Source organism: Alphaproteobacteria bacterium (genome assembly GCA_019635875.1).
Taxonomy (GTDB): Bacteria; Pseudomonadota; Alphaproteobacteria; order Reyranellales; family Reyranellaceae; genus JAFAZJ01.
This window is the reverse complement of sequence record JAHBYP010000003.1, coordinates 161,227-186,133: the sequence shown is the minus strand read 5'-3', so window position 1 is coordinate 186,133 and position 24,907 is coordinate 161,227. Positions and strand designations below refer to the sequence as shown.

At 67.6% G+C, this 24,907-nt stretch carries 25 protein-coding genes; 11 read left to right on the top strand and 14 right to left on the bottom strand.

Features of this window, described 5'->3' with window-relative positions:
• Positions 1-75: 75 nt before the first annotated feature.
• The gene (locus KF889_12195) at positions 76-885 is read right to left on the bottom strand and encodes a methyltransferase domain-containing protein (protein ID MBX3500198.1); all 810 of its coding nucleotides are present in this window, start codon (positions 883-885) and stop codon (positions 76-78) included.
• A 154-nt stretch (positions 886-1,039) separates the two neighbouring features.
• On the opposite strand from KF889_12195, the gene KF889_12190 reads away from it, so the two are divergent.
• The gene (locus KF889_12190; GenBank protein MBX3500197.1) at positions 1,040-1,810 is read left to right on the top strand and encodes an SDR family oxidoreductase; all 771 of its coding nucleotides are present in this window, start codon (positions 1,040-1,042) and stop codon (positions 1,808-1,810) included.
• Positions 1,811-2,373: 563 nt separating this feature from the next.
• Here the strand turns inward: KF889_12190 and KF889_12185 are convergent.
• The 10 genes from KF889_12185 to KF889_12140 form a co-directional block, all read right to left on the bottom strand.
• Positions 2,374-3,009 (bottom strand): ATP-dependent Clp protease proteolytic subunit, encoded by a 636-nt coding sequence (locus KF889_12185; GenBank protein ID MBX3500196.1) that lies wholly within the window; start codon positions 3,007-3,009, stop codon positions 2,374-2,376.
• 63 nt (positions 3,010-3,072) lie between these two features.
• Positions 3,073-3,840: an SDR family oxidoreductase gene (locus KF889_12180; protein ID MBX3500195.1), complete on the bottom strand. Its 768-nt coding sequence runs from the start codon at positions 3,838-3,840 to the stop codon at positions 3,073-3,075.
• Complete coding sequence (locus KF889_12175; protein MBX3500194.1) at positions 3,827-4,636, bottom strand: glucose 1-dehydrogenase; 810 nt, start codon at positions 4,634-4,636, stop codon at positions 3,827-3,829. Before KF889_12175 ends, KF889_12180 begins: the two co-directional genes overlap by 14 nt.
• Positions 4,637-4,643: 7 nt before the next feature.
• Positions 4,644-5,414 carry a glucose 1-dehydrogenase gene (locus tag KF889_12170; protein ID MBX3500193.1) on the bottom strand — a complete coding sequence of 257 codons (771 nt, stop codon included), beginning with the start codon at positions 5,412-5,414 and terminating at the stop codon, positions 4,644-4,646.
• Positions 5,415-5,521: 107 nt separating this feature from the next.
• Positions 5,522-6,688: an ABC transporter substrate-binding protein gene (locus KF889_12165; protein MBX3500192.1), complete on the bottom strand. Its 1,167-nt coding sequence runs from the start codon at positions 6,686-6,688 to the stop codon at positions 5,522-5,524.
• A gap of 44 nt (positions 6,689-6,732) precedes the next feature.
• Positions 6,733-8,583, bottom strand: a complete 1,851-nt coding sequence (locus tag KF889_12160) for an AMP-binding protein (GenBank protein ID MBX3500191.1) — start codon at positions 8,581-8,583, stop codon at positions 6,733-6,735.
• 135 nt (positions 8,584-8,718) lie between these two features.
• Positions 8,719-9,492 carry an ABC transporter ATP-binding protein gene (locus KF889_12155; GenBank protein ID MBX3500190.1) on the bottom strand — a complete coding sequence of 258 codons (774 nt, stop codon included), beginning with the start codon at positions 9,490-9,492 and terminating at the stop codon, positions 8,719-8,721.
• 7 nt (positions 9,493-9,499) lie between these two features.
• Positions 9,500-10,258 carry an ABC transporter ATP-binding protein gene (locus KF889_12150; GenBank protein ID MBX3500189.1) on the bottom strand — a complete coding sequence of 253 codons (759 nt, stop codon included), beginning with the start codon at positions 10,256-10,258 and terminating at the stop codon, positions 9,500-9,502.
• Entirely contained in the window at positions 10,255-11,394 is a 1,140-nt protein-coding gene (locus KF889_12145) for a branched-chain amino acid ABC transporter permease (GenBank protein MBX3500188.1), read from the bottom strand. The genes KF889_12150 and KF889_12145 overlap by 4 nt, the downstream gene beginning before the upstream one ends.
• Positions 11,395-11,402: 8 nt before the next feature.
• Positions 11,403-12,275 (bottom strand): branched-chain amino acid ABC transporter permease, encoded by an 873-nt coding sequence (locus KF889_12140; protein MBX3500187.1) that lies wholly within the window; start codon positions 12,273-12,275, stop codon positions 11,403-11,405.
• Positions 12,276-12,430: 155 nt separating this feature from the next.
• On the opposite strand from KF889_12140, the gene KF889_12135 reads away from it, so the two are divergent.
• From KF889_12135 to KF889_12125, 3 genes are all read left to right on the top strand, one after another.
• On the top strand, positions 12,431-13,606 hold the full coding sequence (locus tag KF889_12135; GenBank protein MBX3500186.1) for an acyl-CoA dehydrogenase family protein: 1,176 nt from the start codon (positions 12,431-12,433) through the stop codon (positions 13,604-13,606).
• A 36-nt stretch (positions 13,607-13,642) separates the two neighbouring features.
• Positions 13,643-14,122, top strand: coding sequence for a PaaI family thioesterase (locus KF889_12130; protein ID MBX3500185.1), 480 nt, complete (start codon positions 13,643-13,645; stop codon positions 14,120-14,122).
• 83 nt (positions 14,123-14,205) lie between these two features.
• Entirely contained in the window at positions 14,206-14,562 is a 357-nt protein-coding gene (locus tag KF889_12125; GenBank protein MBX3500184.1) for a PaaI family thioesterase, read from the top strand.
• 74 nt (positions 14,563-14,636) lie between these two features.
• On the opposite strand, the gene KF889_12120 is transcribed toward KF889_12125, so the two are convergent.
• On the bottom strand, positions 14,637-15,797 hold the full coding sequence (locus KF889_12120) for a cobalamin-independent methionine synthase II family protein (protein MBX3500183.1): 1,161 nt from the start codon (positions 15,795-15,797) through the stop codon (positions 14,637-14,639).
• An 89-nt stretch (positions 15,798-15,886) separates the two neighbouring features.
• Here KF889_12120 and KF889_12115 point away from each other — a divergent pair, with 89 nt between their 5' ends.
• The 7 genes from KF889_12115 to KF889_12085 all read left to right on the top strand — a co-directional run bounded on the left by KF889_12115 (position 15,887) and on the right by KF889_12085 (position 23,376).
• On the top strand, positions 15,887-16,627 hold the full coding sequence (locus tag KF889_12115) for a transglutaminase domain-containing protein (GenBank protein MBX3500182.1): 741 nt from the start codon (positions 15,887-15,889) through the stop codon (positions 16,625-16,627).
• Positions 16,624-17,883, top strand: a complete 1,260-nt coding sequence (locus KF889_12110; GenBank protein MBX3500181.1) for a multidrug effflux MFS transporter — start codon at positions 16,624-16,626, stop codon at positions 17,881-17,883. The genes KF889_12115 and KF889_12110 overlap by 4 nt, the downstream gene beginning before the upstream one ends.
• A gap of 65 nt (positions 17,884-17,948) precedes the next feature.
• Positions 17,949-19,376, top strand: coding sequence for a PAS domain S-box protein (locus tag KF889_12105; GenBank protein MBX3500180.1), 1,428 nt, complete (start codon positions 17,949-17,951; stop codon positions 19,374-19,376).
• A 60-nt stretch (positions 19,377-19,436) separates the two neighbouring features.
• Positions 19,437-20,423: an SDR family oxidoreductase gene (locus KF889_12100; protein MBX3500179.1), complete on the top strand. Its 987-nt coding sequence runs from the start codon at positions 19,437-19,439 to the stop codon at positions 20,421-20,423.
• Between the two features lie 98 nt (positions 20,424-20,521).
• On the top strand, positions 20,522-21,439 hold the full coding sequence (locus KF889_12095; protein ID MBX3500178.1) for an SDR family oxidoreductase: 918 nt from the start codon (positions 20,522-20,524) through the stop codon (positions 21,437-21,439).
• A gap of 183 nt (positions 21,440-21,622) precedes the next feature.
• The gene (locus KF889_12090) at positions 21,623-22,768 is read left to right on the top strand and encodes a M20 family metallopeptidase (GenBank protein ID MBX3500177.1); all 1,146 of its coding nucleotides are present in this window, start codon (positions 21,623-21,625) and stop codon (positions 22,766-22,768) included.
• Entirely contained in the window at positions 22,768-23,376 is a 609-nt protein-coding gene (locus KF889_12085) for a glutathione S-transferase family protein (protein ID MBX3500176.1), read from the top strand. Before KF889_12090 ends, KF889_12085 begins: the two co-directional genes overlap by 1 nt.
• Here the strand turns inward: KF889_12085 and KF889_12080 are convergent.
• Both KF889_12080 and KF889_12075 read right to left on the bottom strand, forming a co-directional pair.
• A complete protein-coding gene (locus KF889_12080; GenBank protein ID MBX3500175.1) occupies positions 23,373-23,987 on the bottom strand; it encodes an NAD(P)H-binding protein in 615 nt (204 codons plus the stop codon). The two genes, KF889_12085 and KF889_12080, sit on opposite strands and share 4 nt — an antisense overlap.
• Complete coding sequence (locus KF889_12075) at positions 23,984-24,883, bottom strand: alpha/beta hydrolase (protein ID MBX3500174.1); 900 nt, start codon at positions 24,881-24,883, stop codon at positions 23,984-23,986. The genes KF889_12080 and KF889_12075 overlap by 4 nt, the downstream gene beginning before the upstream one ends.
• Between the last annotated feature and the right edge of the window lie 24 nt (positions 24,884-24,907).

Below are 24,907 nucleotides of genomic sequence, written 5' to 3'. Positions count from 1 at the left end.
TCATTCCGAGCGCAGCGAGGAATCCAGGGAAGCGACTGGATTCCTCGCTACGCTCGGAATGACAGCAGTAAGGCTCTACGGCCGCGCGGTGACGACATGCGCCCGCATCGGCGCCTCGATCGCACCCGAGCCGTAGCGCGCGGCCAGGGCGTCGGCGACCGCGTCGGTGGCGGCCTGCAGCCCGTCCGGCGCGCGCGCCTCGATCTCGCCGCGCAGCGGCGAGCCCTGGCAGAAGCCGGTCGCCGCCTCGCGCGCGCTGTCGGCGCAGCTGGGCAGGCTGACCGTGTCGATGGCGATACGGGCGAAGCCCGCGGCACCGAGATCGGCGCGGATCCGATCGACATCGTGGTAGCCGTGCGGCGTACGCTCGAAGAAGCGCGGCGGATCGGCGGCGAAGCGGGTAGCCAGCGTCTCGGTCAGCAGCGCCGGCAGCGGATTGTGCGCCAAGCTGTCCCAGGCGTTGAACAGGAAGCGGCCGCCGGGCTTCAGCACGCGCCTGGCCTCGCGATAGCCGGCGACGCGGTCGGGGAAGAACATCACGCCGAACTGGCAGACGACGACGTCGAAGCTGCCGTCGTCGAAGGGCAGCGACAGCGCATCGGCCCGCCGCAGCTGGGCGCGCATGATGCCGGTCTTGGTGGCCGCGAAGTCGACCATCGCCTGGTTCAGGTCGGTGGCGACGATCTCGACCGCCGACGGCAGCGCCGCGACCAAGGTCTCGGTGACGATGCCGGTGCCGGCCGCGGTCTCCAGCAGCCGGCCGCCCTTGAGGTCGGCAAGGCGGTGGGCCAGATCCGCGGCATAGGGCCGAAACAGCATCGGGCCCATGAAGCGGTCGTAGAGCGCGGGGATCGAGCCCGCGAACAGCGTATCGCCTGTCGTCATTGGCGGCCTCCGTGGACGGAGCGTGCCTGTTGCAGCACGTCGCCGGGCGGCAGGCAAGCGACGTTCGCCTGACGAACCGCACAGCCACGCGCGCTTGCCGCCGGGCTGTCGCCACGCCACCTTGCGCGCCGTTTCGTCACCCGGAGGCAATCCCATGGCGTCGCCGCTTTTCGACCTCACCGGCAAGGTCGCCGTCGTCACCGGCTCGAGCAAGGGCATCGGCAGGTCGATCGCCGAGCAACTCGCGCTGCAGGGCGCCAAAGTGGTGATCTCCAGCCGCAAGCTGCCGGCCTGCGAGGAGGTGGCCGCCAGGATCAACGAGGCGGGCGGCCAGGCGGTGGCCATCGCCTGCAACATCTCCGACAAGGCGCAGTGCGAGAACCTGATCGCGCAGGCCCGCAGGCAGCTCGGGCCGATCGACATCCTGGTCTGCAACGCCGCGACCAACCCGTATTACGGGCCGACCGAGAAAATGCCCGACGACGCCTTCATGAAGATCATGCAGAACAACATCCTGTCGAACATCTGGCTGATCACGCAGTGCCTGCCCGACATGCGGGCCAAGAAGGACGGCGCGATCATCATCGTCTCGTCGATCGGCGGCGTGCGCGGCACGCCGGTGATCGGCGCCTACGGCATCTCCAAGGCCGCCGACATGCAGCTGGCGCGCAACCTCGCCATCGAGTTGGGGCCGGACAACATCCGCATCAACACCATCGCGCCGGGCCTGGTGAAGACCGACTTCGCCAAGGCGCTGTGGGACGATCCGGCCTACCTCAACAAGCGCCTGCAGTCGGCGCCGCTGCGCCGCATCGGCGAGCCCGAGGACATCGGCGGCATCGCCGTGCTGCTGGCCTCCAAGGCCGGCGCCTTCATCACCGGTCAGACGATCATCGCCGATGCCGGCGTGACCATTGCGAGTTAGCCTAGGCGGCGCACGAAGCTTCCAAGATCAATCGTTAAATAATCGTCATAATACATTGAATTCAATGAACTTTTTGAGGTGTCCATGAACCGTCACCCAAAATGCCACTTTACCAAATGACTGTAACATACTGTTTATACACGGTTATATTTTCAATGACTGTGTGAATCCAATTGACAGTCCGCTTTAGCGGGAGCAGTTTATGCATTGGTAAGACGGAGATTGGCTGGGCTGATCGATGTCGACCGGTGACGCTCCTGCGGATTTCCCACCGTGCGGCGCCACCTGATGAAAAGAAGGACGCGTCCGCTCCCCCGGCCCAGGCGCGCATTGTCGACCGCATATATTTGGAGAGAGACGATGTTCGTCGCCGCCGACGCACCCAAGGTCCGCAGGTTCGTCACGCCGTTCGTCGAAATCGGCATTGCGCTGGCGTTCGTGATGCTCGCCGTGCCCGCCTCGCTGCGCGTGATCACCATCGCCTGAGCGTTCAGGCCGACCCCGAAACGGAAACGGCCGGCTGATCGCCGGCCGCCGGTATCTGTCGTTGGGCCGCCCCGCGCTCAGGCGATCTGGGTGGCGTTCTGCACGATCTTGCCGACCAGGCCGTATTCCACTGCCTGCTGCGCGCTCATCCAGTAGTCGCGCTCCGTGTCCTTCTCGATGCGCTCCAGCGGCTGGCCGGTCTCGGCGGCGAAGATCTCGTTGAGCCGACGGCGCATGCGCAGGATCTCCTTGGCCTGGATGGCGAAATCCGAGGCCGATCCCATCGCCCCGCCCGAGGGCTGGTGCAGCAGGAAGCGGGTGTTGGGCAGGCTGTAGCGGTTCTCGCGCTTGGCCGCGGCGTAGATCAGGGCGCCGGCGCTGGCGACCCAGCCCGTGCCCACCACCCGCACCTCCGGCTTCACGAACTTGATCATGTCGTAGATCGTGTCGCCCGATTCGACGTGGCCGCCCTGGCTGTTGATGTAGACGGTGATCGGATCGTCGCCGGCCGATTGCAGCGCCAGCAGCCGCGCCGAGACCTCCCGTGCCAGCTTCTGGTCGATGCCGCCGTAGATCAGGACGGTGCGCGCCTTGAACAGCCGCTCCTCGATCGCCGCGGTCTTGTCGCGCGCCTCACCGTGCTCGGCCATCTTCTCCTTCTTGTCGGGCTCGTCGTCATCGTCGTCGTCGAAACGGATGTTGGCTGGCAACATGACGCTCTCTCGCAATGAGGGGGAATGACGCCCGGTATCACGCGGCCGGGCGGCGGGCAAGGCTCAGGCCGTCACCCCGCCATCGGCCACGAATTCCGCCCCGGTGCTGAACGAGGATTCGTCGGAGATCAGGAACAGGATCAGCCGGGCGATCTCCTCCGGCCGGCCCAGCCGTCCCATCGGATGCAGGCTCTCGAGGTATTGCCGGCCGCTCATGTTGTCGATGGTCATGGCCAGGCGCGGCGCGATCATCGGCGTGTCGATCCAGCCGGGATGCACCGAGTTGCAGCGGATCGGATAGCCCATGGTGCCGCAATGGATCGCCACATTCTTGCTCAGCAGGCGCACGGCGCCCTTGCTGGCGGCATAGGCCGGCGCGCGCGCCATGCCGCGCAGGCCCAGGACGGAGGAGATGTTGACGATCGAGCCCGGCCGGTCGGGCGGATTGCCCTTCATCGCCAGCACGCCGTGCTTGCAGCCCAGGAACACGCCCAGCCCGTTGATGCGGCAGACGCGCTGGAAGTCCTCGAGCGAGGCCTCCTCGACGTCGCCGCCCACACCGACGCCGGCGGCGTTTACCACGCCGTGCAGCCCGCCGAAGCGCTGCAGGGCGGCGGCGATGCAGGCCTGCCACTCGCTCTCGACCGTGGTGTCGAGGCGAAAGAAGAGGGCGGCGTCGCCCAGCTCGGCGGCCAGCGCGCCGCCGCCGGCCTCGTTGAGGTCGGCGATCACGACCCTGGCGCCCTCACGCACCAGCAGCCGCGCGCTCTCGGCGCCGATGCCCGAGGCGCCGCCGGTGACGATCACCGTCTTTTGGTCAACGCGGGGCATTGAGCGCCGTCCTCTGGATGCCTGAGGTGATACCGCCATCGGCCACCAGCTCCGAGCCGGTGACGAAGCGCGAGCGGTCGGAGGCGAGATAGAGCACCGCCTCGGCGATGTCCTCGGGCTCGCCCATGTGGCCGATCGGATGGCGCGCGCCGATGAAGGCCTTGCCCGCCTCATGGCCCATGACCTGCCACAGCAGATTGAAGATCGGCGTGTCGATGCCGCCGGGATGCACCGAGTTGCAGCGGATGGCGTAGCCCTTCTCGGCGCAATGCTGCGCCACGCTCTTGGTCAGCAGCCGCACCGCGCCCTTGCTGGCGGTATAGGCGCAGGGTCCGGCGGCGCCGACGATGCCGGCGATCGAGGAGATGTTGACGATCGCGCCCTGCGACGCCGGCTTGGCCGGGCCGGTGCGCTTCATCGCGCCGATACCGTGCTTGCAGCCGAGGAAGACGCCGTCGAGGTTGATGGCGTGCACGCGCTCCCAGTTCTCGACCGTGGTGGTCTCGATATTGCCCATGCCGCCGGAGATGCCGGCGTTGTTGACCAGGATGTCGAGCCGGCCGCAGCGTTGCAGCGTGTCGTCGACGACGCGCTGCCAGTCGGCCTCGCGGGTGACGTCGAGACGGCGGTACACGGAGGTGCCGCCGATGTCGCGCGCGACCTTCTCGCCCAGATCGTCCTGCACGTCGGCCACCACGACGATGGCGCCCTCGCGCGCCAGCAGGCGGCAGCTCGCCGCGCCGATGCCCGAGGCGCCGCCGGTGACGATGGCGACGCGGTTGTCGAGATCCGCCATCTGCCCCTCACATCGCCGTGCAGCCGCCGTCGACCACCATCTCGGCGCCGGTCGTGAACTTCGATTCGTCCGAGGCGAGATAGAGGATCATGTAGCCGATGTCGTCGGGCTCGCCGATCTTGCCCATCGGCACCATGCGCAGCAGCCGCTTGCGCGCCTTGTCGGGATCGGTGTCGGCGGCGAGGCCCTGCTGCACCATCGGCGTGTCGATGAACGCGGGATGCACCGAGTTGCAGCGGATGTCGTAGCCGGCGCGCGCGCAGTGCAGCGCCACGCTCTTGGTCAGCAGCCGCACCGCGCCCTTGGAGGGCGAGTAGGCCGCCATCTGCCAGCCGCTCACCAGGCCGGCGACGGAGGAGATGTTGACGATAGAGCAGGGCTGGCCGTTTCCCTTCATGACGCGGATCGCGTTCTGGCATCCCAGGAACGTGCCCTCGCAGTTCACGCTCATCATGCGCTTGAAGTCGGCGAGGCTGACGCTCTCGATCGAACCGTCCGGCCAGGCGATGCCGGCGGAGTTCACCAGCACGTTGAGCCGGCCGAAGCGCTTCACCGTCTCGTCGACGACGTCCTTCCAGCGCGACTCGCTGGTGACGTCGTGCTCGAGGAACATCGCCTCGCCGCCGATCTCGGCCGCCGCCTTCGGCCCCTTGTCCTTCTGCACGTCGGTGATCACCACCTTCGCGCCTTCGCCGGCGAGCAGCCTGGCCGTCGCCAGGCCCAGCCCCGACGCGCCGCCGGTGATGAGCGCGACCTTGCCTGCGACGCGACCTGCCATGCCTTTCCTCCTTCAGGGATCGCGCGGAGATTAGCCGCGCGGAGGATGGCAGGGAAAAGAAAAGGCCCGGGACATGCCCGGGCCTCTCGCTTGATGGAACGTGCCGGTCAGAAGCCGAGCGGCTCGGTCACGCGGGTCCAGCGGCCGCCCTTGACCACCGCGAGGAACGACGAGGCGGCGCCCTGGCGGGTCTTATCGCTGAAGTTCACCTCCGGGCCGTTGAAGATGTCCTTGTAGCCCTTGATCGACTCCAGGCCCTTGACGAAGCTGTCGAGCGTCAGGTCGGCGCCGGCGTTCTTGAGCCCGACGACCGTGAGGTCGGCGGCGACATAGCCGTAGACCGCGCCGATGTTGGGATCGATGTTGTACTTCGCCTTGTAGTCGGCGACGAACTTCTTGACGCTGGCGACCGGGCTGTCTGCGTAGGGCATCTCGGTGAGCCCCATGCCGTAGAAGCCATCCATGCCCTGCGCGGCGCCGACCACGAGATCATAGACCGCGGCCGAGCCGACGAAGTCGACATCGGTCCAGCCCATCTTGCGCGCCGTGTTGTAGGGCACGATCGAGTCGCGCACGATGGTGCCCATGGCGATCAGGTCGCAGCCGGCCGCCCTGAGCTTGGTGATCGGCGCGGTGAAGTCCTGATCGGTCGGCTTGTGGGCGGCGTGCTCGACGACCTTGATGCCGAGCTTCTTGGCCTGCTGCTCGACGCCCTCGATCACCTCCTTGCCGAAGTCAGTGTCCTGGTACATCGTGCAGATCTTCTTCTTGCCTTTCTGCTTGACGAAGTAGTCGACCGCCGAACGCATCTGGTCGACGTACGAGGCCGCGCCGTAGAATTTCAGGCGGTGGAACGGCTCGTACATCTGTCGCGCCGCCGACAGCGGGAACAGGTTCGGCACGTTGGCCGCGAGCTGGTCCTTGAAGCAGGCGTTGTTCATCGGCGTGCCCAGCGGGGCCACGAAGGCGAACACGTTGTCGCGATTGATCAGCTTGTTGCAGGCCTGCACCGCCTTGGGCACCTGGTAGGCCTGATCCTCGATGATCAGCTTGATCTTGCGGCCGTTGATGCCGCCGGCGGCGTTGATCTCGTCGAAGCGCATGCGCACCGCGTTCGACGACGACACGCCGTAGGTCGCCGCCACGCCGCTCAGGTCGGTGTGCATGCCCAGGGTGATCTCGGTCTTGCTGACGCCGCGCGTCTGCGCGGCCGCGCCCGTCGCGATCGCCGCGCCGAGCGCCGCGATCGTAGCGATAGCCAGTTTCTGACGCATCCCTTGTTCCTCCCGTTGTTGACACAGCCCCTGTGGGCGGGAACCTACGCGGCTTCCGCGTACATGCTTTCGATCAATCCCTTGTACTTCTCGTTCACGAACTTGCGCTTGAGCTTCATGGTCGGCGTGACCTCGTCGTCCTCCGCCGTGAGCTGGTGCTCGAGCAGCCTGAACTTCTTGATCGTCTCGACCCGCGCGAATCCCTGGTTGACCTTCTCGATCTCCGACCAGATCAGGTCCTGCACCTCGCGCGCGCGGCAGAGCGAGGTGAAGTCGGTGAACGGCACGTTGCTGTCCTGGGCGAATTTCGACACGCTGTCGTAGTCGATCATCACCAGGCAGGTCAGGAACTTGCGCCGGTCGCCCACCACCACCGCGTCGGAGATGTAGGGCGAGAACTTCAGCTGGTTCTCGATCTCCGAGGGCGTGATGTTCTTGCCGCCGGCGGTGATGATGATGTCCTTCATCCGGTCGGTGATGCGGACATAGCCCTCGTTGTCGATCGTGCCGACGTCGCCGGTGTGCAGCCAGCCGTCGCGCAGCGCCTCGGCGGTCTTCTCCGGCTGGTTCAGGTAGCCCATGAAGACATGCGGCCCGCGCAGCACGATCTCACCCTCGGGCGAGAGCTTGAGCTCGGTGCGCGGCGCGGCCACGCCCACCGTGCCGAGCTTGATGCGGTCGGGCATGCCGGTGGCCAGGCCGCAATTCTCGGTCTGGCCGTAGACCTCGCGCATGTCGATGCCCAGCGCGCGGTACCAGCGGATCAGGTCGGGGGCGATCGGCGCGGCGCCGGTCCCGGCGAAGCGCACGCGGTGCATGCCGATGGCGCGCTTGATGTTGTCGAGCACGCAGTAGTCGGCGACGGCGTATTGCAGCTTCAGCCACGCCGAGGGCTCCTGGCCCTCGAGCTTCGTCTCGGCCAGCTTCATGCCGACGCCGAGCGCCCAGCGATAGGCGGTGCGGCCGATCCAGGTCGCCTCCTTCATGCGGATGGCGATGCCGGTATAGAAGCGCTCCCAGATGCGCGGCACGGCGAAGAATGTCGTCGGCGCCACCTCGCGCACGTTGTCCGGCACCGTCTCGACGCTCTCGGCGAAGTTGGCGATGGCGCCGGAGCGCAGCGGCAGGAAGGCGGTGAAGGTGCGCTCCGCCACGTGGCACAGCGGCAGGAACGCCAGCTGCTCCTCGCCCTCGCGCATGGGGATGAAGGCGTCGGCGTTGCTGAGCTGGAAGATAACGTTGCGGTGAGACAGCATCGCGCCCTTGGGCGGCCCCGTGGTGCCGGAAGTGTAGACCAGCAGCGCCAGCTCCTCCGCCCGCGAGGCGGCGACCAGCTCCTCCCACTTGCCGGGATGCGCCGTGTCGTACTCGCGGCCGAGCTTCAGCAGCTCCTCGAACGGCATGACCTGCGGGTCGCTGAACCCGGCCAGGCCCTCCATGTCGAATATGAAGGCCTTGCGGATCTGCGGCGTGCGCGCGCGGACCTCGAGGAACTTGTCGAGCTGCTCCTCGTTCTCGACGAACACGAAGCGCGAGGCGCTGTCGTTGAGGATGTACTCGACCTGCTTGGCCGCGTCGGTCGGATAGATGCCGTTGGATACGCCGCCGGCGCCCATGATGCCCATGTCGGCGTAGAGCCACGCCGGGATGGTTTCGGCGAGGATGGAGACGACATCGCCGCGCGCCAGGCCGAGAGACACCAGACCCATGCCCACCGCCCGCGCCCGCTCGCCATACTCGCGCCAGCTGGTCGAGCCCCAGATGCCAAGCGTCTTCTCGCGGAACGCCGTCCTGGAGTCGCGCGCGCGCACCTGGTGCCAGAACAGCTTCGGGATGGTGTCGCGGCCCTCGATCTCGATCTTCCCGATCGAGCCCGCGTGGACATCCGCATTCATGTCAGGCGGCCCTCCCTGATCGGCCTGCTCTCGTTGCGTCCTACCTACCGCATCCCGGCTGCCCTGTCATTCCGAGCGAAGCAAGGAATCCATGCCGGTTCCCGGCCTCCTCGCTCCGCTCGGAACGACAGAGGGTCAACGCCATGTCTTGCGCTTCTTCCAGCGCCGCTGGCCGCGGGCGCCCTGTTCCTTGATGCCGAGGTAGAACTCCTTGATGTCGTCCTTCTGCAGCAAGCGCTCGCCGGTGTCGGCCATGACGATGCGCCCGACCTCCAGCACGTAGCCGTAGTCGGCGACCTGCAGCGCCATGTTGGCGTTCTGCTCGACCAGCAGGATGGTGACGCCGCGCTCCTTGTTGATGCGCACGATGATATCGAAGATTTCCTTCACCAGCTTGGGCGACAGGCCCAGCGACGGCTCGTCGAGCAGCATCAGGCGGGGGCGCGCCATCAGCGCGCGGCTGATCGACAGCATCTGCTGCTCGCCGCCCGACAGCGAGCCGGCGCGCTGGTCGGCGCGCTCCTTGAGCACCGGGAAGTAGCCGAACACCGTCTCGAGGTCCTTGGCGACCTCATCGGTGTCGCGCCGGGTATAGGCGCCCATGCGCAGGTTCTCGCGCACGCTGAGGAAGGGGAAGACCTCGCGGCCCTCCGGAACGTGGCTCATGCCCAGGCGCATGATCTTGTCGGGGTCCATGCGCTGGATTTCCCGGCCCTCGAAGGTGACCGAGCCCTTCTGCGGGTCCATCACGCCGCTGACCGTCTTCAGTACCGTGGTCTTGCCGGCGCCGTTGGCGCCGAGGATGGTGACGATGTCGCCCTGGCGCACCTCGAAGGACACGCCGCGGATGGCCATGATCGGACCGTAGTAGGTCTCGATGTTGCTGACCCTGAGCTGGGCTTCGGACATGCGGACCTCAGCCTCCGAGATAGGCGCGCACGACGTCGGGGTGGCTCTGCACCTGCGAAGGCGTGCCGGTGGCGATCGGTCGGCCGTAGTTCAGCGCCAGCACCCGGTCGGACACCGCCGACACGAGCTTCATGTCGTGCTCGACCATCAGCACGGTGACGCCCAGCAGGTTCTTGATGTCCTGGATCCAGAACGCCATGTCCTCGGTCTCCTCGACGTTGAGTCCGGAGGACGGCTCATCGAGCAGCAAGAGCTTCGGATCGGTGCACAGTGCGCGCGCCAGCTCTGTCACCTTGCGCACGCCGTAAGGCAGGTTGACGATGAAGCTGTCGCGGTACTGCTGCAGGTCGAGGAATTCGATGACCTTCTCGACGGCCTCGCGGTGCTCGACCTCCATGCGCCGCACCGAGGGCAGGAACAGCAGCTCCGCGAAGAAGCCGGATGTCTTGTGGGCGTGGCGCGCCAGCAGCAGGTTCTGCAGCAGCGTGGCGTGCTCGAACAGCTCGATGTTCTGGAAGGTTCGCGCGATGCCCAGCCGCGCGATGCGGTGCGGCGGCACGCGGGTGATCTCGTTACCCTCGAAGACCAGACGGCCGCCGCTGGGCTCGTAGATGCGGCTGACCAGGTTGAAGATCGTCGTCTTGCCGGCACCGTTGGGGCCGATGATGGTGAAGACCTCGCCTTTCGCCACGTCGAAGGTCACGCCGTCGACGGCCTTGATGCCGCCGAAGTTGATCGAGAGGTTGTCGACCTGGAAGAGACTCACCGCAGCCGCTCCGACTTCATGTAGCTCTTCTGGCGCTTGAAGGTGGCGCGCTTGTACATCGGGAACGTCGAGAAGAAGACCCGGATCTTCACCCAGCGGCCGTATATTCCCCGCGGCTCGAGCAGGATCACCAGCACCAGGATCAGGCCGAGAATTCCGGCCTCGACGCCGGGCTTGCTGAGGAAGGCACCGACAGCCTGGCCGATGCCGCCGATCACGCCGATGCCGGTGGCTGCCGCCACACTGGACAACCCGGCCGGAATCTCGTCGCGCAGGATCGAGATGGCCGGCGGCAGCAGCACGACGAAGATCGCGCCGAAGATCGCGCCGTGCAGCGAGCCCAGGCCGCCGACGATCACCAGCAGCAGGAAGTTGATCGACAGCAGGATGTTGAAGGTGTCGGGCGCGAGGTACGACACCTTGTGGCCGAACAGCGCGCCGGCCAACCCCATCAGGCCGGCCGAATAGGCGAAGGCGCTCGACTTGTAGATCGCCAGGTGCACGCCCATCGACTGCGCCGCGATCTCGCTGTCGCGGATCGCCACCCAGGCGCGGCCGGTCGGCGAGCGCAGCAGATTGCGCGTCAGCCACAGGCACAGCACCAGGAAGAAGAGGCAGAGGTAGTAGAAGGCCGTCTTGTCGAAGGAAATGCCGAGGATCTCCGGCATCGCGACCGGCAGGCCGTCGAAGCCCTGGGTGACCGTCGTCCAGCGGTTGAAGACCTCCTGGATGATCAGGGAGAAGGCCAGCGTGGCGATGGCCAGGTAGATGCCGGTCATCCTGAGCGCCGGCAGGCCGACTATCAGGCCGCAGGCGGTGGTGATCGCGACGGCCATGACGATCGACGGAATCCACGGGATCCCGATCTTGAGGAAGTAGCCGTGGGCGTAGGCGCCGATACCGAGGAAGGCCGCGTGTCCGAGCGAGATCAGCCCGGTATAGCCCACCAGCACCATCAGCGAGACGCCGCAGATGCCGTAGATCAGCACCAGGCTGATCTCGGTGACGTAGTAGGTCGAGAGCCAGAGCGGCAAGGCCACGACGATTGCGCCGAGCAGGCCGTACCAGAACATGTCGACGCGGTCGCGGAACAGACCGATGTCCTGGTTGTACGAGGTCTTGAAGAGGAAACGCATGGCCGCCCCTACACCTTCTTGCGGCCCAGCGTGCCGAACAGGCCCTGCGGGCGGACCGCGAGCATGATCAGCAGCACGACGTAGGGGGCCGCGTCCTTGAAGCCTTCGGGCAGGAAGCGGCCGGCGAAGAGCTCGATCAGCCCGATAATGATGCCGCCGACCAGCGCCCCGGGGATCGAGCCGAAGCCACCCAGCACCGCCGCCGCGAAGGCCTTGAGCGCAACCGGCAGGCCCATGTTGATGTCGATCAGGGTGACCGGCGCCAGCAGGATGCCGGCGATCGCCGCCGTCGCCGCCGAGATCGCCCAGATCAGCGAAAAGATCAGCTTGACCGGAATGCCCATGTAGTAGGCAGCCAGCTGGTTCTGCGAGGTCGCCTGCATGGCCACGCCGATGCGGGTGTAGTTGAAGAAGGCGTAGAGCACGCCGCATAGCAGGAAGGTGCCGACCACGATCGACAGGTACTGGTCACTGAAGGTTACGCCGGCGATCACCGTGGCGCCGGAGAACGGCGTCGGCAGGGTGTAGATCTCCGACCCCCAGGTGACGCTGGCGAAAGTGCGGAACATCGCGCCCAGGCCGATGGTCAGCATGACCACGGCGAACTGCGGCTGGCCGATCACCTTGCGCAGGATGGTGCGGTCGAGGAGAGCGCCGAACAGGGCGACGACGACCACGGCGAGCGCGAAGCCGAGCCAGTAGTCCCAGCCCCACCAGACGACGGCCATGTAGGCGACGAAGGCGCCCAGCATCAGCAGATCGCCCTGGGCGAAGTTGACCAGCTCGGTCGCCTTGTAGATCAGTACGAAGCCGAGGGCGACCAAGCCATAGATACAGCCGACCGCGACTCCGTTGAGCAGCAACTGCAGAAACGTAACCAGCTTCTGTCCTCCCGTGGGCGATCTCGCGTCACCATCACCTCATCGCCAATATCGGAGTCGTCCCGCGCTGTAAAGCCGCCGCGTCTCGCCGAGCGAGACAGGTTTCCGTGAATCCGTTTATGAATGGGCTGGACTTCGGGAGACGACAGCCGACCATGAGTACCGCCCTGCGGGAATCAATTCCGCCGGCCTCGCCGGCGAGCCCTTTTTACACCGCCGAGCACGAGGCCTTTCGCGACACGCTGCGCCGCTTCGTGGCGAAGGAGATCGCGCCCTATGTCGACGAATGGGACGAAGCCGGCGAGTTCCCGCGCGAGCTTTATCGCAAGGCGTCGGCCATCGGCCTGCTGCAGCTGGGCTACCCTGAGGAATACGGCGGCGTGCCGACCGACCCGTTCTACCGCATCGTCGTCAGCGAGGAACTGGCCAAGGCCGGCAGCGGCGGCGTCAACGCCTCGCTGATGAGCCATTCCATCGGCGCCCCGCCGATCGCCGCGCTGGGGCCGGACTGGATGAAGCGCAAGGTGCTGCCGGAGATCCTGAGCGGCGAGAAGATCAGCGCGCTGGCCATCACCGAGCCCAGCGGCGGCTCCGATGTCGCCAATCTGCGCACCACGGCCAGGCGCGAGGGCGATCACTACGTCGTCAACGGCCAGAAGATGTTCATCACGTCGGGGTTCCGCGCCGACTACTACACCGTGGCAGTGCGCACCGGCGGGCCGGGCGCGTCGGGCGTCTCGCTGCTGCTGATCGAGCGCGACCGGCCCGGCTTCTCGCGCACCAAGCTGCGCAAGATGGGCTGGTGGGCCTCGGACACCGCGCAGCTCTTCTTCGACGACGTCAGGGTGCCGGTCGAGAACCTGATCGGCGAGGAGAACCGCGGCTTCATCGGCATCATGCTGAACTTCAACCAGGAGCGCATCGGGCTGGCCGCCGGCGCGCACGGCTTCGCCCGCGTCTGCCTCGACGAATCCATCGCCTACGCGCGCGAGCGCCATACGTTCGGCAAGCCGCTGATCGCCAACCAGGTGATCCGCCACAAGATCGTCGACATGGCGATGCGGGTGAACGCGGTGAAGGCCAACCTGGAGCTGCTGGCCTGGCGCGTGCACCAGGGCGAGCGGCCGGTGGCCGAGATCTGCATGCTGAAGAATTTCGCCACGACCACCCTGGAATACGTCGCCAACGAGGCGATGCAGATCTTCGGCGGTGCCGGCTATCTGCGCGGCGCCAAGGTCGAGCGCATCTATCGCGAGACCAAGGTCATGACTATCGGCGGCGGCTCGCTCGAGGTCATGAAGGACCTCGCGGCGCGGCAGATGGGGCTGTAGGCGATGGCCGACAAGCCCACCTCCATTTTCGAGACCATGCCCGAACGAGCCCTGGCGCTGTTCCAGGAATGGTTCTCCGACACCATCCCGCAGAACAAGGCGCTGGGCCTGCGGGTCGTCGGCGTGCGCCGGGGCGTCGTCACGATGCAGCTGCAGTGGCAGCCGCACCTTGTCGGCGATGCCGAGACCGGGGTGCTGTTCGGCGGTGCGATCACCACCATGCTCGACGCCTGCAGCGGCATGGCGGTGGCGACGATGCTGAAGGAGCCGTTGCCCTTCGCGACGCTCGATCTGCGCATCGACTACATCAAGCCGGCGACGCCCCGGCAGGCGGTGATCGCCGAGGCCGAGTGCTTCAAGCTCACCAACAACGTCGCCTTCACCCGCGCCGTGGCGCATCACGGCGATCCCGCCGATCCGATCGCCTCGTCGGCCGGCACCTTCATGATGGGCACCAAGGGTTCGGTGATCCAGGCCCAGACCCTGGGCGCGCGTTTCGCCGGGGGCCCGTCGTGAGCCTCCACCTCGAACGCCTGCGCAAGGCCCGCGACGAGGGCAATCTCGCGGCGCTGGCCGAGGCGATTCCCTATGCGCAGTGGATGGGCATGGCGCCGGAGAACTCGACCGGCGAATTGCTCACCCGCTTGCGCTACAGGCCCGACCTGATCGGCAACACGCACCTGCCGGCGCTGCACGGCGGCACGATCGGCGCGCTGATGGAGATGGCGGCGATCTTCCACCTGCTGTGGGAGCTCGACAACGAGACCCTGCCCAAGATCGTCAACATCACCGTCGACTATCTGCGCTCCGGCCGGCCGGTCGACACCATCGCCAAGGCCACGGTGACCAAGCAGGGCCGCCGCGTGGTCAACGTATCGGTCGAGGCCTGGCAGGAGGATCGCGCGCGGCCGGTGGCCGCGGCGCAGATCCATTTCCTGGTGAACGCCCCGACCTGACTGTCATCCCGAGCGCAGCGAGGGATCTCGGACCGCCCTGGATCCCTCGCTGTGCTCGGGATGACAGGGAGGGTTCAGCTCCACAGCCGCTTGCTCGCGATATCCGCACCTTCGCGTGCGGCGGCGAGCTTGGCCCAGACCACGTCCTCGGCGACGTAGGCCGAGCCGGCGAAGGTGCCGAAGCCGCAATCGGTGCTGGCGATCACCCGCTCGCGATCGCCGATCGCGGCCGCCGCCTCGCACAGCCGGTTGGCGATCAGCTCGGGGTGCTCAACGAAATTGGTCGTGGTGTCGAGCACGCCGGCCATCAGCGACATGTCCGCGGGCAGGGGGAAGCGCTTGAACGCCGGGTACTCGTGGGCGTGGCGCGGGTTGGCGAACTCCAGGCTGAGCGCGCCGGCGTTGGCGGCGTAGAGCAGCGGCAGGATGTCGGAAAGCGGCACGTCGTGGATGTGCGGGCCCTCCCAATTGCCCCAGCAGCAATGCAGTCGGACCTTCTCGCGCGGGATGTCGCCCAGCGCCACGTTGATCGCCGCGACGTGCAGCTCGACGATGGCGAGGAACTCGGCCAGCGACTTGTCCTGGAACAGCATGGTGCGTTCCATCGCCAGGTCGGGCGCGTCGATCTGCAGGGTGAAGCCCTGGTCGACGACGAAGCGGTACTCGCGGACCAGCTCGCGCGCCAGGGCCATGACATAGGCCTCGTGGCTGTCGTAGTGCGCGTTGAGCATCGTCGTGGCGATGATGCCGGGCGAGGGCGCGGTCATGAAGGTCTCGAGCGGCTGCGTCTTCTGCGCCTTGAGCGCCTCTTTCATCATCGTCGCCTCGGCCTGCGCCTCCTCGAGCGTGCCGTAGCGCACGTCGGCGATGGCCTGTGGAGCATTTGCAACCTTCGGCCGGCGCGACAGGCGCTGGGCGAGCTGGCGGGCGTAGATGCGGAACTCCTGCATGTCCTTGGCGCGGGGGCGCTTGGACTCGCCGCCGAAGCCCGACATGCGGCGCACGATGTAGGTCTGGAAGCCGACGCGCGGCTGCTCGCCGTCGTTGACGATGTCGATGCCGGCCTCGATCTGCCGTGCCACGACGTTGCGCACCGCCTCGGCCGCCTCGCGCGCCAGCAGCGACTCGTCGACCGCCTCGCCGGCCTCCTGACGGATCAGCAGGTCGTCGAGCACGGCGGGGCGCGGCAGGCTGCCGACATGGGTGACCAGGATTCGATCGGTGCTGAGCTTCATGGACGGTCCTCCAATCCCCACTTTCGGGCCGCGAGCGGCGGCGCGCAACTTCAGTTGACGGCGGTGCGTGCGGCGGGCATGGGGCTGCGATGAGCATCGACCTCAGGACCTTTCCGCGCGACGACGTAGTGGTGGACGGCAGCGGCCCGGCCGACTGGCTGAAGCCGGGCGCGTTGATCGACAGTAACCACCCGGAAATCGCGGCATGGGCGCGCCACGTGGTAGGCGACGCCGGCGAGTCGCGCGCCAAGGCGCTGCGGCTCTATCACGCCGTGCGCGACGACATTCGCTACGACCCCTACACCACGCCGCTGCGGCCCGACGCCTACAGGGCGAGCGCGACCCTGGCGGCGGGCCACGGCTACTGCATCAACAAGGCCGGCGTGATGGCCGCGGCGTGCCGCGCCGTCGGCGTGCCGGCACGGGTCGGCTACGCCGACGTGCGCAACCACATGACGACCAGGCGCATGACCGAGTTCATGGGCACCGACGTCTTCTACTTCCATGGCTATGTCGATGTCGGCCTCGACGGGCGCTGGATCAAGGCGACGCCCGCGTTCAATCGCCAGCTCACCGAGCGTTTCGGCCTGAAGCCGCTGGAATGGGATGGCGAGAGCGACTCGATCTACCATCCCTTCGACATGGCCGGCCGGCGGCACATGGAGTACCTCGCCTATCGCGGGGTCTATGCCGACATCCCCTTCGACACCATCGCCGAGTGCTTCCGACGCGAGTATCCCAGGATGCACGCGGCGATGAGCGGTGGGTCGATCGAAGGCGATTTCGCCGCCGAGGGTGAAGCGGAGACCAAGACGGCGGCCAACGCGTGAGCTTCGCCCTGGTACCGCGCTCCGCCGGCTATACCGTCCTGCTGGTGGCGCTGGCCTCGTTCGGCCCGCTGTCGATGAGCATCTATTCGCCGGTGATGCCGGTGGTGGGCGCATCGCTGGGCGCCACGCCCGACGGCGTGAAGCTCACCCTCACCACCTACATGCTGGGCTTCGCCGCCGGCCAGATCTTCTTCGGCCCGCTCAGCGACCGCTTCGGCCGCCGGCCGGTGCTGCTGGTCGGCCTGCTGCTCTTCGCGCTGACCTCGGCCGGCTGCGCGCTCGCCGGCACGATCGGCGAGCTGGTGGTGCTGCGCGTGATGCAGGGCCTGAGCGCCTGCGCCGGCTCGGTGATCGGCCGGGCGCTGACCCGCGACATCTACGAGTTCGCCGAACTGCCGCGGGTGATGAGCTGGATCTCGATCGGCGTGAACATCGCGCCGGCCCTGGCGCCGCTGATCGGCGGCCATCTCGGCGAATGGTTCGGCTGGCAGGCGACGTTCTGGGCGCTGACGGTGTTCTCGCTCGGCCTGTTCGCGATCGTCGCGCTGGGCGTGGCCGAGACCAACCGGCATCGCGCGGTGACACTCAACCTGCTGGCCTTCGCGCGCGGCAGTGGCGAGATGCTGCGCGACCGCCGCTTCCTCGGCTTCGCGCTGACCATGGGATTCATCTTCGGCATCAATTTCGGCATGATCGCCGGCACGCCGTTCATCCTGCAGGACACGCTGGGCTTCACGCCGCGCACAGTCGGCTATCTCAGCGTCATCGGCGTCGCCGGCTTCGCCCTGGGCGGCTTCGCCAACAACCGGCTGATCGGCCGGGTGCGACCGACGACGATCCTGCAGGTGGCGCCGCTGTTTCACATCACCGGCCTCACGATCATCGCCGCCCTGTCGATCGGCGGCATCCTCGAGTGGTGGTCGATCATGGTGCCGTTCATGATCTGCTCCTTCGGCTCGGGCCTGGTCGTGCCCAACTCGAACGCCGGCGCCGTCGGGCTCTATCCGCGACTGGCCGGCACGGCGTCCTCGCTGGTCGGCCTGGCGCAGATGGGCATGGGCGCTCTGGGCACCGTCGCGGTCGCCATCACCACCGGCCTGGGCGGCTACGACCGCGCCCTGCCGCTGGTCGGCGAATGGATCGGCTGCACGACCAGGGCCTGCGCCATCCCCATGCCGCTGATCCTGGCGCAGCTGCCCTTTGCCTTCGCCGCCTTGTTCGCCGCCCGGCTGCTGCGCACGGCCGGCCAGCGCTGATCGAGTGTCCTTGTCGAAATCCGGCGTGTTGCCTAGGGTTGCCGGCCGTCCCGCTGGTCAGGCCCATGACAACCCCGACCCCGTCGTTCTTCGCGTCCGACACCGACGATCCTCGGGACCTCAGCGATGCCCTGCGGGAGAGCTACGAGCTGCTCGCACTGGCCGAGCAATCGGCCGGCATCGGCATCTGGGATCGCGACCTCGCCACCGACCTGGTTCGCGCCACCCCGACCTTTTTCCGGCTGATGGGGCTGGAGCCCTCGGCTGCGCCGGTGCATGCCGATGTGATCCGCGCGGTGCGCCATCCCGACGACGCGCCCCGGGTCATCGACGGCTTCCAGCGCTCCGTGGCCGAAGGGATCGACGTGTACGATTCGGAGTACCGCATCATCCGCCCGTCGGACGGCGAGCTGCGCTGGATCTTCGGCCGCGGGCGGGTGGTGCGCGACAGGTCCGGCAAGCCGGTGCGCTACAGCGGCGTCGACATCGATGTCACCGAGCGCAAGCGTTTCGAGGGCGCACTGCGTGAGAGCGAGGAGCGCTTCTCCAAGGCGTTCAACGCCGCCGCCCATCCCATGAGCATCACGACGCTGAAGGAGGGCCGCTACGTCGACATCAACGCCGCCGGCCTGCGTGCCAGCGGGCTGACGCGCGAGCAGGTCATCGGCCGCACCGTGCGCGATCTGGGGTTCTACAACGATCCGGACAATCACCGCCTCGTGCGCGACCTGCTGGAGAAGCAGGGCTATTTCACCGAGCTGGAGACGGTGCTGCGCGGCAGCCGGGGGCCGCGCACCTACCTGCTGTCCGGTGCCCTGGTCGAGCTGCGCGGCGAGCAGTGCCTGCTGACCTCGGCGCTCGACATCACCGAGCGCAAGAAGGCGGAGGAGGACAACCGCCTGCTGATGCACGAGGTCAATCATCGGGCCAACAACCTCCTGGCGGTGATCCAGGCCATCGCCCGACAGACCGTCGACAGCGGCGACCCCAGGACCTATGCCGAACGCCTGTCGCAGCGCATCTCGGGCATCGCCGCGTCCAACAACCTGCTGGTGTCGGGCAACTGGAACGGCGTGGATCTGGCCCGGCTCGTCGAATCGCAGGTGGCGCACTTCGCCGATGCCGGCCGGCGCCTCCGCATCGACGGGCCGCCGGTGCGGCTCCTGCCGTCGGCGACCCAGGCGGTCGGCATGGCGCTGCATGAGCTGGCGACCAACTCCGTGAAGTACGGCGCGCTGTCGCAGGACGGCGGCCGGGTCCGTATCGTCTGGTCGCTGACCGGCCAGGGCGAGGGGCGCGATTTCTCGATGGGCTGGTCGGAGCACGACGGGCCGCCCGTCCAGACGCCGACACGCACCGGGTTCGGGCAGACGGTGATCGAGCGCATGGTGTCGGGCACGCTGGGCGGCAAGGCGAAGCTCGAGTACGCGCCGGCTGGCGTCATCTGGACGTTCGCCTGTCCCGCCCGGCAGGCGCTGGAGCTCGACGACTAGCAGGAACTCGCCGCCGGACGTGGCGTTGGCCTGACACCACGGATCGGCGGAGGGATGGACATGGCCTCGTCAGCGAATGCGACTCGCGCGGCGCGCCGTACGGCGTCCAAGCATCGTGCCCTGCAGCGTCGCGTGGATCGGGCGGATCGGCGGCGGCCGAGCCGCAAGAGCCGCTTGGCGATCCAGGCCGGGGCGCGCCACTATCCCGAGCCGCCGTTTCCCAGGCAGCATCAGGCCAAGCCGGGCGAGGAGTCGCGTCTCGATCCGGCGCCGCTCTACGACGCGCCGTTCTACAAGGGCTCGGGCAAGCTTCAGGACAAGGTGGCGCTGATCACCGGCGGCGATTCCGGCATCGGCCGTTCCGTCGCCGTGCTGTTCGCGCGCGAGGGCGCCGACGTCACCATCGTCCATCTCGACGAGGCGGAAGACGCCGAGATCACCCGCCAGGCCGTCGAGGCCGAGGGCCGGCGATGCCTGGTGATCGCCGGCGACGTATCGAAGGCCAGGTTCTGCGAGACGGCGGTGAAGCGCACCGTGGATCGGTTGGGCCGGCTCGACGTGCTGGTCAACAACGCCGCTTTCCAGCTGCACGAGACCGAGATCGAGGCGCTGACCGAGGAACACTTCGACCGCACCTTGAAGACCAATCTCTATGGCTATTTCTTCATGGCGCGCGCTGCGGCGCCGCACCTCGGCAAGGGCGGTGCGATCATCAACAACGGCTCGGTGACCGGTCTGCACGGCAGCAAGGCGCTGCTCGACTACTCGATGACCAAGGGCGGCATCCATGCCTTCACCCGCTCGCTGGCCAGCCACCTGCTGCCGCGCGGCATCCGGGTCAACGCCGTGGCGCCCGGGCCGGTGTGGACGCCGCTCAATCCGGCGGACAAGAAGGCCGAGGACGTGGCGGAGTTCGGTGCAAGGACGCCGATGAAGCGGCCGGCCCAGCCCGAGGAGATCGCGCCGGCCTTCGTCTTCCTCGCCTCGTCGCATTGCTCCAGCTACATCACCGGCGAGATCCTGCCGATCATCGGCGGGTACGAATAGCGAAACGGCACGGGCCCGCGCATAGCTGCCGCGCTTTCCATCGGCGCGCCAATCGGCCTAAATGGCCGCGGCGAATCGATTGGAGAGGGAAGCCCGACATGCCGAACATGCTGAAGGACAAGGTGGTGCTGGTGACCGGTTCGGGCGGCGGCATCGGGCGCGAGATGGCGCTGCTCGCGGCCGCCGAGGGCGCCAAGGTCGTGGTCAACGACCTGGGCGGCGCGGTCGACGGCGAGGGCGCCGGCAGCTCCACCCCGGCGCAGAAGGTCTGCGACGAGATCAAGGCGGCGGGCGGCGTCGCCGTGCCGAATTTCGGCAGCGTGTCCGATCCGGCCTCGGCCGAAGCGATGATCAAGCAGGCGGTGGAGACCTTCGGCAGGATCGATGGTGTGATCAACAACGCCGGCATCCTGCGCGACCGCATCTTCCACCGCATGAGCCATCTCGACTGGAAGCAGGTCATCGACGTGCATCTCAACGGCTGCTTCAACGTCAGCCGCGCCGCCGCCAACTACTTCAAGGAGCAGAAGTCGGGCGCCTTCGTGCACTTCACCTCGACCTCGGGCCTCGTCGGCAATTTCGGCCAGGCGAACTACTCGGCGGCCAAGATGGGCATCGTCGGCCTGTCGCGCTCGATCGCGCTCGACATGGCGGCGTTCAACGTGCGCTCCAACTGCATCTCGCCCTTCGCCTGGACGCGCATGATCGGCACCATCCCCGCCGACACGCCGCAGCAGGTGGCGCGGCTGGAACGGTCGAAGAAGATGACCGCGGCCAAGGTGGCGCCGATGGCGGTGTTCCTGCTGAGCGACGCGGCCGAGGGCGTGACCTCGCAGATCTTCGGCGTGCGCATGAACGAGATCATGCTGTTCTCGGCCAACCGCCCGGTGCGCTCGGTGCACATGTCGGACGGCTGGACGCTCGAGAAGATCGCCGAGACGGCGGTGCCGGCGCTGAAGCCCGGCTTCATCGACATGCGGCGTTCGCCCGAGTACTTCACCTGGGATCCGATCTGACTGATTTTCCTTCTCCCCGCGAAGGCGGGGAGAAGGTGGCGCGAAGCGCCGGATGAGGGGCTTTCGCGACCGTGCAACTGGATCGATGCTGTTGATGCGCCGCGAAGCCCCTCATTCGCCTCGCTGCGCTCGGCACCTTCTCCCCGCCTTCGCGGGGAGAAGGGAGTACAGGAGTAGGAGGACATGGACACGCCGCTGAAGAACGAACCGCGCATCGATGCCGACGAGGTGCTCGCCGGCATCGTCGAGTGGGTGGAGATCGAAAGCCCGAGCCACGATGCGGCCGCGGTCAACCGCGTCGTCGACAAGGTCGAGGGCCAGATGGCCGGGCTGGGCATGAAGATCGAGCGCACGCCCGGGCGCGACGGCTTCGGCGACATCCTCGAATGCAGGACGCCGTGGGGCGAGGGGCCGGGCATCCTGGTGCTGGCCCACCTCGACACCGTGCATCCGATCGGCATGATCGAGAAGGACCTGAAGGTTCGCCGCGAGGGCGACGCGATCTTCGGCCCCGGCATCTACGACATGAAGGCCGGCGGCTACATCGCCTACTACGCCATGCGCCACCTGATCCGGCAGGGCAAGAAGAGCCGGCTGCCGGTGACCTTCCTGTTCATTCCGGAGGAGGAGGTCGGCAGCCCGACCTCGCGCGCGCGCATCGAGGCGGCGGCGCGGCACGCCAAGTACGCGCTGGTGATGGAGCCCGGCCGCGACGGCGATCGCGTGGTGACCTCGCGCAAGGGCGTCGGGCGCTTTGTCGTCACGGTGAGAGGACGCGCCAGCCATTCCGGCGTGCGCCACCAGGACGGCCGCAGCGCCATCCTCGAGTTGGCGCGCCAGATCGTGCGCATCGAGGCGATGACGGATTACGGCCGCGACATCACGGTGAATGTCGGCCTGGTCAGCGGCGGCACCGGCGTCAACGTCGTGCCGGCCGAGGCCACCGCGGAGGTCGATCTGCGCGTGCCCGATGCCGCGACCGCGGCCGAGATGGAGGCGGCGCTGCTCGGCCTGCAGGCGATCGGCGAGGATGTCGAAGTGAAGGTCGAAGGCGGCATGAACCGGCCGCCCTACCGCAAGGATGCCGGGATCGAGGCGCTGTTCGGCAAGGCGCGTGCGATCTACGCCGAGATCGGCAAGGAGCTCAACGACGTGCCGCTGACCGGCGGCGGCAGCGACGGCAACTTCACCGCCGCGCTCGGCATCCCGACGCTCGACGGCCTGGGCGCCGACGGCAAGGGCGCGCATGCCGCCTTCGAGCAGATCTACTATTCGTCGCTGATGTCGCGCACCTACCTGGCGGCACGCCTCTTCGAGACGCTCGACTGATGCTGACCGTTTTCCATGCCCGCAATACGCGCTCGCTGCGCGTGCTGTGGATTCTCGAGGAGCTCGGAATCAAGGCCGAGGTGAAGTCGCTGCAGTTTCCGCCACGCAGGCTGCAGCCCGAGTATCTGTCGGTCAATCCGACCGGTGCCGTGCCGGCGCTGGTCGATGATGGGCAGGTGCTGACCGAGTCGATGGCGATCTGCGAGCACCTGGCCGCGAAGCACGATCCATCCTTGATCGTTGCACCGGGCGAGTCGGATCGAATCCAGTTCCTGCAATGGCTGTGGTACGGCGAGTCGACGCTGATGACGCCGCTGTCGCGCATTGCGACGGTCGGCCGCCTCGAGCGCAAGAGCCCGGACATCGACGCCATCATGGCCGACGCGCGCGACAACGCCGGCATCCGGCTGACCTCGCTGGAGAAGCATCTGGAGGGATGCGAGTTTCTCGCTGCCCGCCGGTTCACGCTGGCCGACATTTCGCTCGGCTATCCGCTGCACCTCGTCGGCCTGTTCGGCCTCGACAATCTGCTCGGCCCGCGCACCGCCGCGTACCGCGCCCGCCTGCACGGGCGGCCCGCATTCCAGCGCGCGCTCGCCGCGCCCTAGTATGCCGCGGTGAAGCGCCGCCTCACGTGCTTCGGCGTCTCGATCTCGTCGAGGATGGCGACGGCGAAGTCCTCGCGCGAAATCAGGCTCACGCCTTTGTCGTCCTCCAGTAGGTGGTCGAGCCCGAGGCGGAACTTGCCCGTGCGCTCGCCCGGCTGGATCGACGCCGCCGGCGAGATCGCGGTCCAGTCGAGATCGTCGGCGGCCCGGATCGCGTCGTAGGCCAGCGCCGCCGGCTTCGAGGTCGGCGGCTGCACGCCCTTCTCGGCCATGTGCTCGAAATGCGTGCGGCCGTCGCTGCGCAGAAGGCTGCCGGCACCGATCACGAACAATGCGCGTTTCACGCCGGCGCGACGGATCGCGTCGAGCACCTGATGGATGTCCGCCTCGTTCCACTTGATCGAGGCGACAACCACGTCGTGACCTCCAAGCACGGCGGCCAGCGCGCCGACATCGGCCGTGTTGACCACCCTTGGCGTGAGGTTGGCGCGAGGCGGCAACTTCGCGGCATCGCGGGTCGTGCCGGTGACAGGATGACCGCGACCCAGCGCCTCGTCGAGGATGCGGCTGCCGATACTGCCGGCGGCGCCGATGAGAGCGATCGAGGTCATGGACGGTGTTCCTTGGCGAGGTCGAGGATGGCGGCGGCAAAGTCGATCGGGGCTTCCTGCGGCACGTTGTGGCCGATGCGCGGCAGCAGGCGGCGCTGGTATGGGCCGGTGAAGAAGCGCTGGTGCTTCTCTGATTGCGCGGCCGGCCCAACGCCGTCGTGGCCGCCGTGCAGCACCTTGGTCGGCACGGTGATCTTTGGCCGCTGCGCCAGCCTCGCCTCGATCGGCGCGACCGCAGGGTCACCCGGCGCGTAGCCGTAGCGGTGGCGGTAGGACTGGATCACCACATCGACGAAGTCGGGATTGTCGAAGGAGGACGCAGTCTTCTCGAACGTCGCCTCGTCGAACTGCCATTCCGGCGACCACAGGCGCCACAGCAGGCGGCAGAATTCGCGGCGGTTCCTGGTCAGGCCGGCGCGGCCACGCTCGGTGTGGAAGTAGTACTGGTACCAGAAGCGGTGCTCCTGCTCGGCCGGCGCCGGCTCGACCGAGGCGGCGATGTCCTGGATGTTGTAGCCGCCGCAGCTTACCAGGCCGGCGACGCGCTCCGGCCACAGCGCGGCGACGATGCAGGCGGCGCGGCCGCCCCAGTCGTAGCCGGCCAGCGTGGCGCGCGCGATGCGCAGCGCGTCCATGAACTGCAGCAGGTCATGACCCAGCGCCGCCTGCTCGCCCGAGCGCGGCGTGTCTTGCGACAGGAAGCGCGTCGGGCCGTAGCCGCGCAGGTAGGGCACCAGCACGCGCATGCCCGCCGCCGCCAGCCGCGGCGCCACCTCGTCGTAGGCGCGCACGTCGTAGGGGAAGCCGTGCAGCAGGATCACCGGCGCGCCGACCGCAGAGCCGTGGTCCTCCCAGGCAATGTCGAGAACGTCGGTGCGAATGTGCTTGTTGGTCATGGGCCTAACTTAGGCCATTCCTGC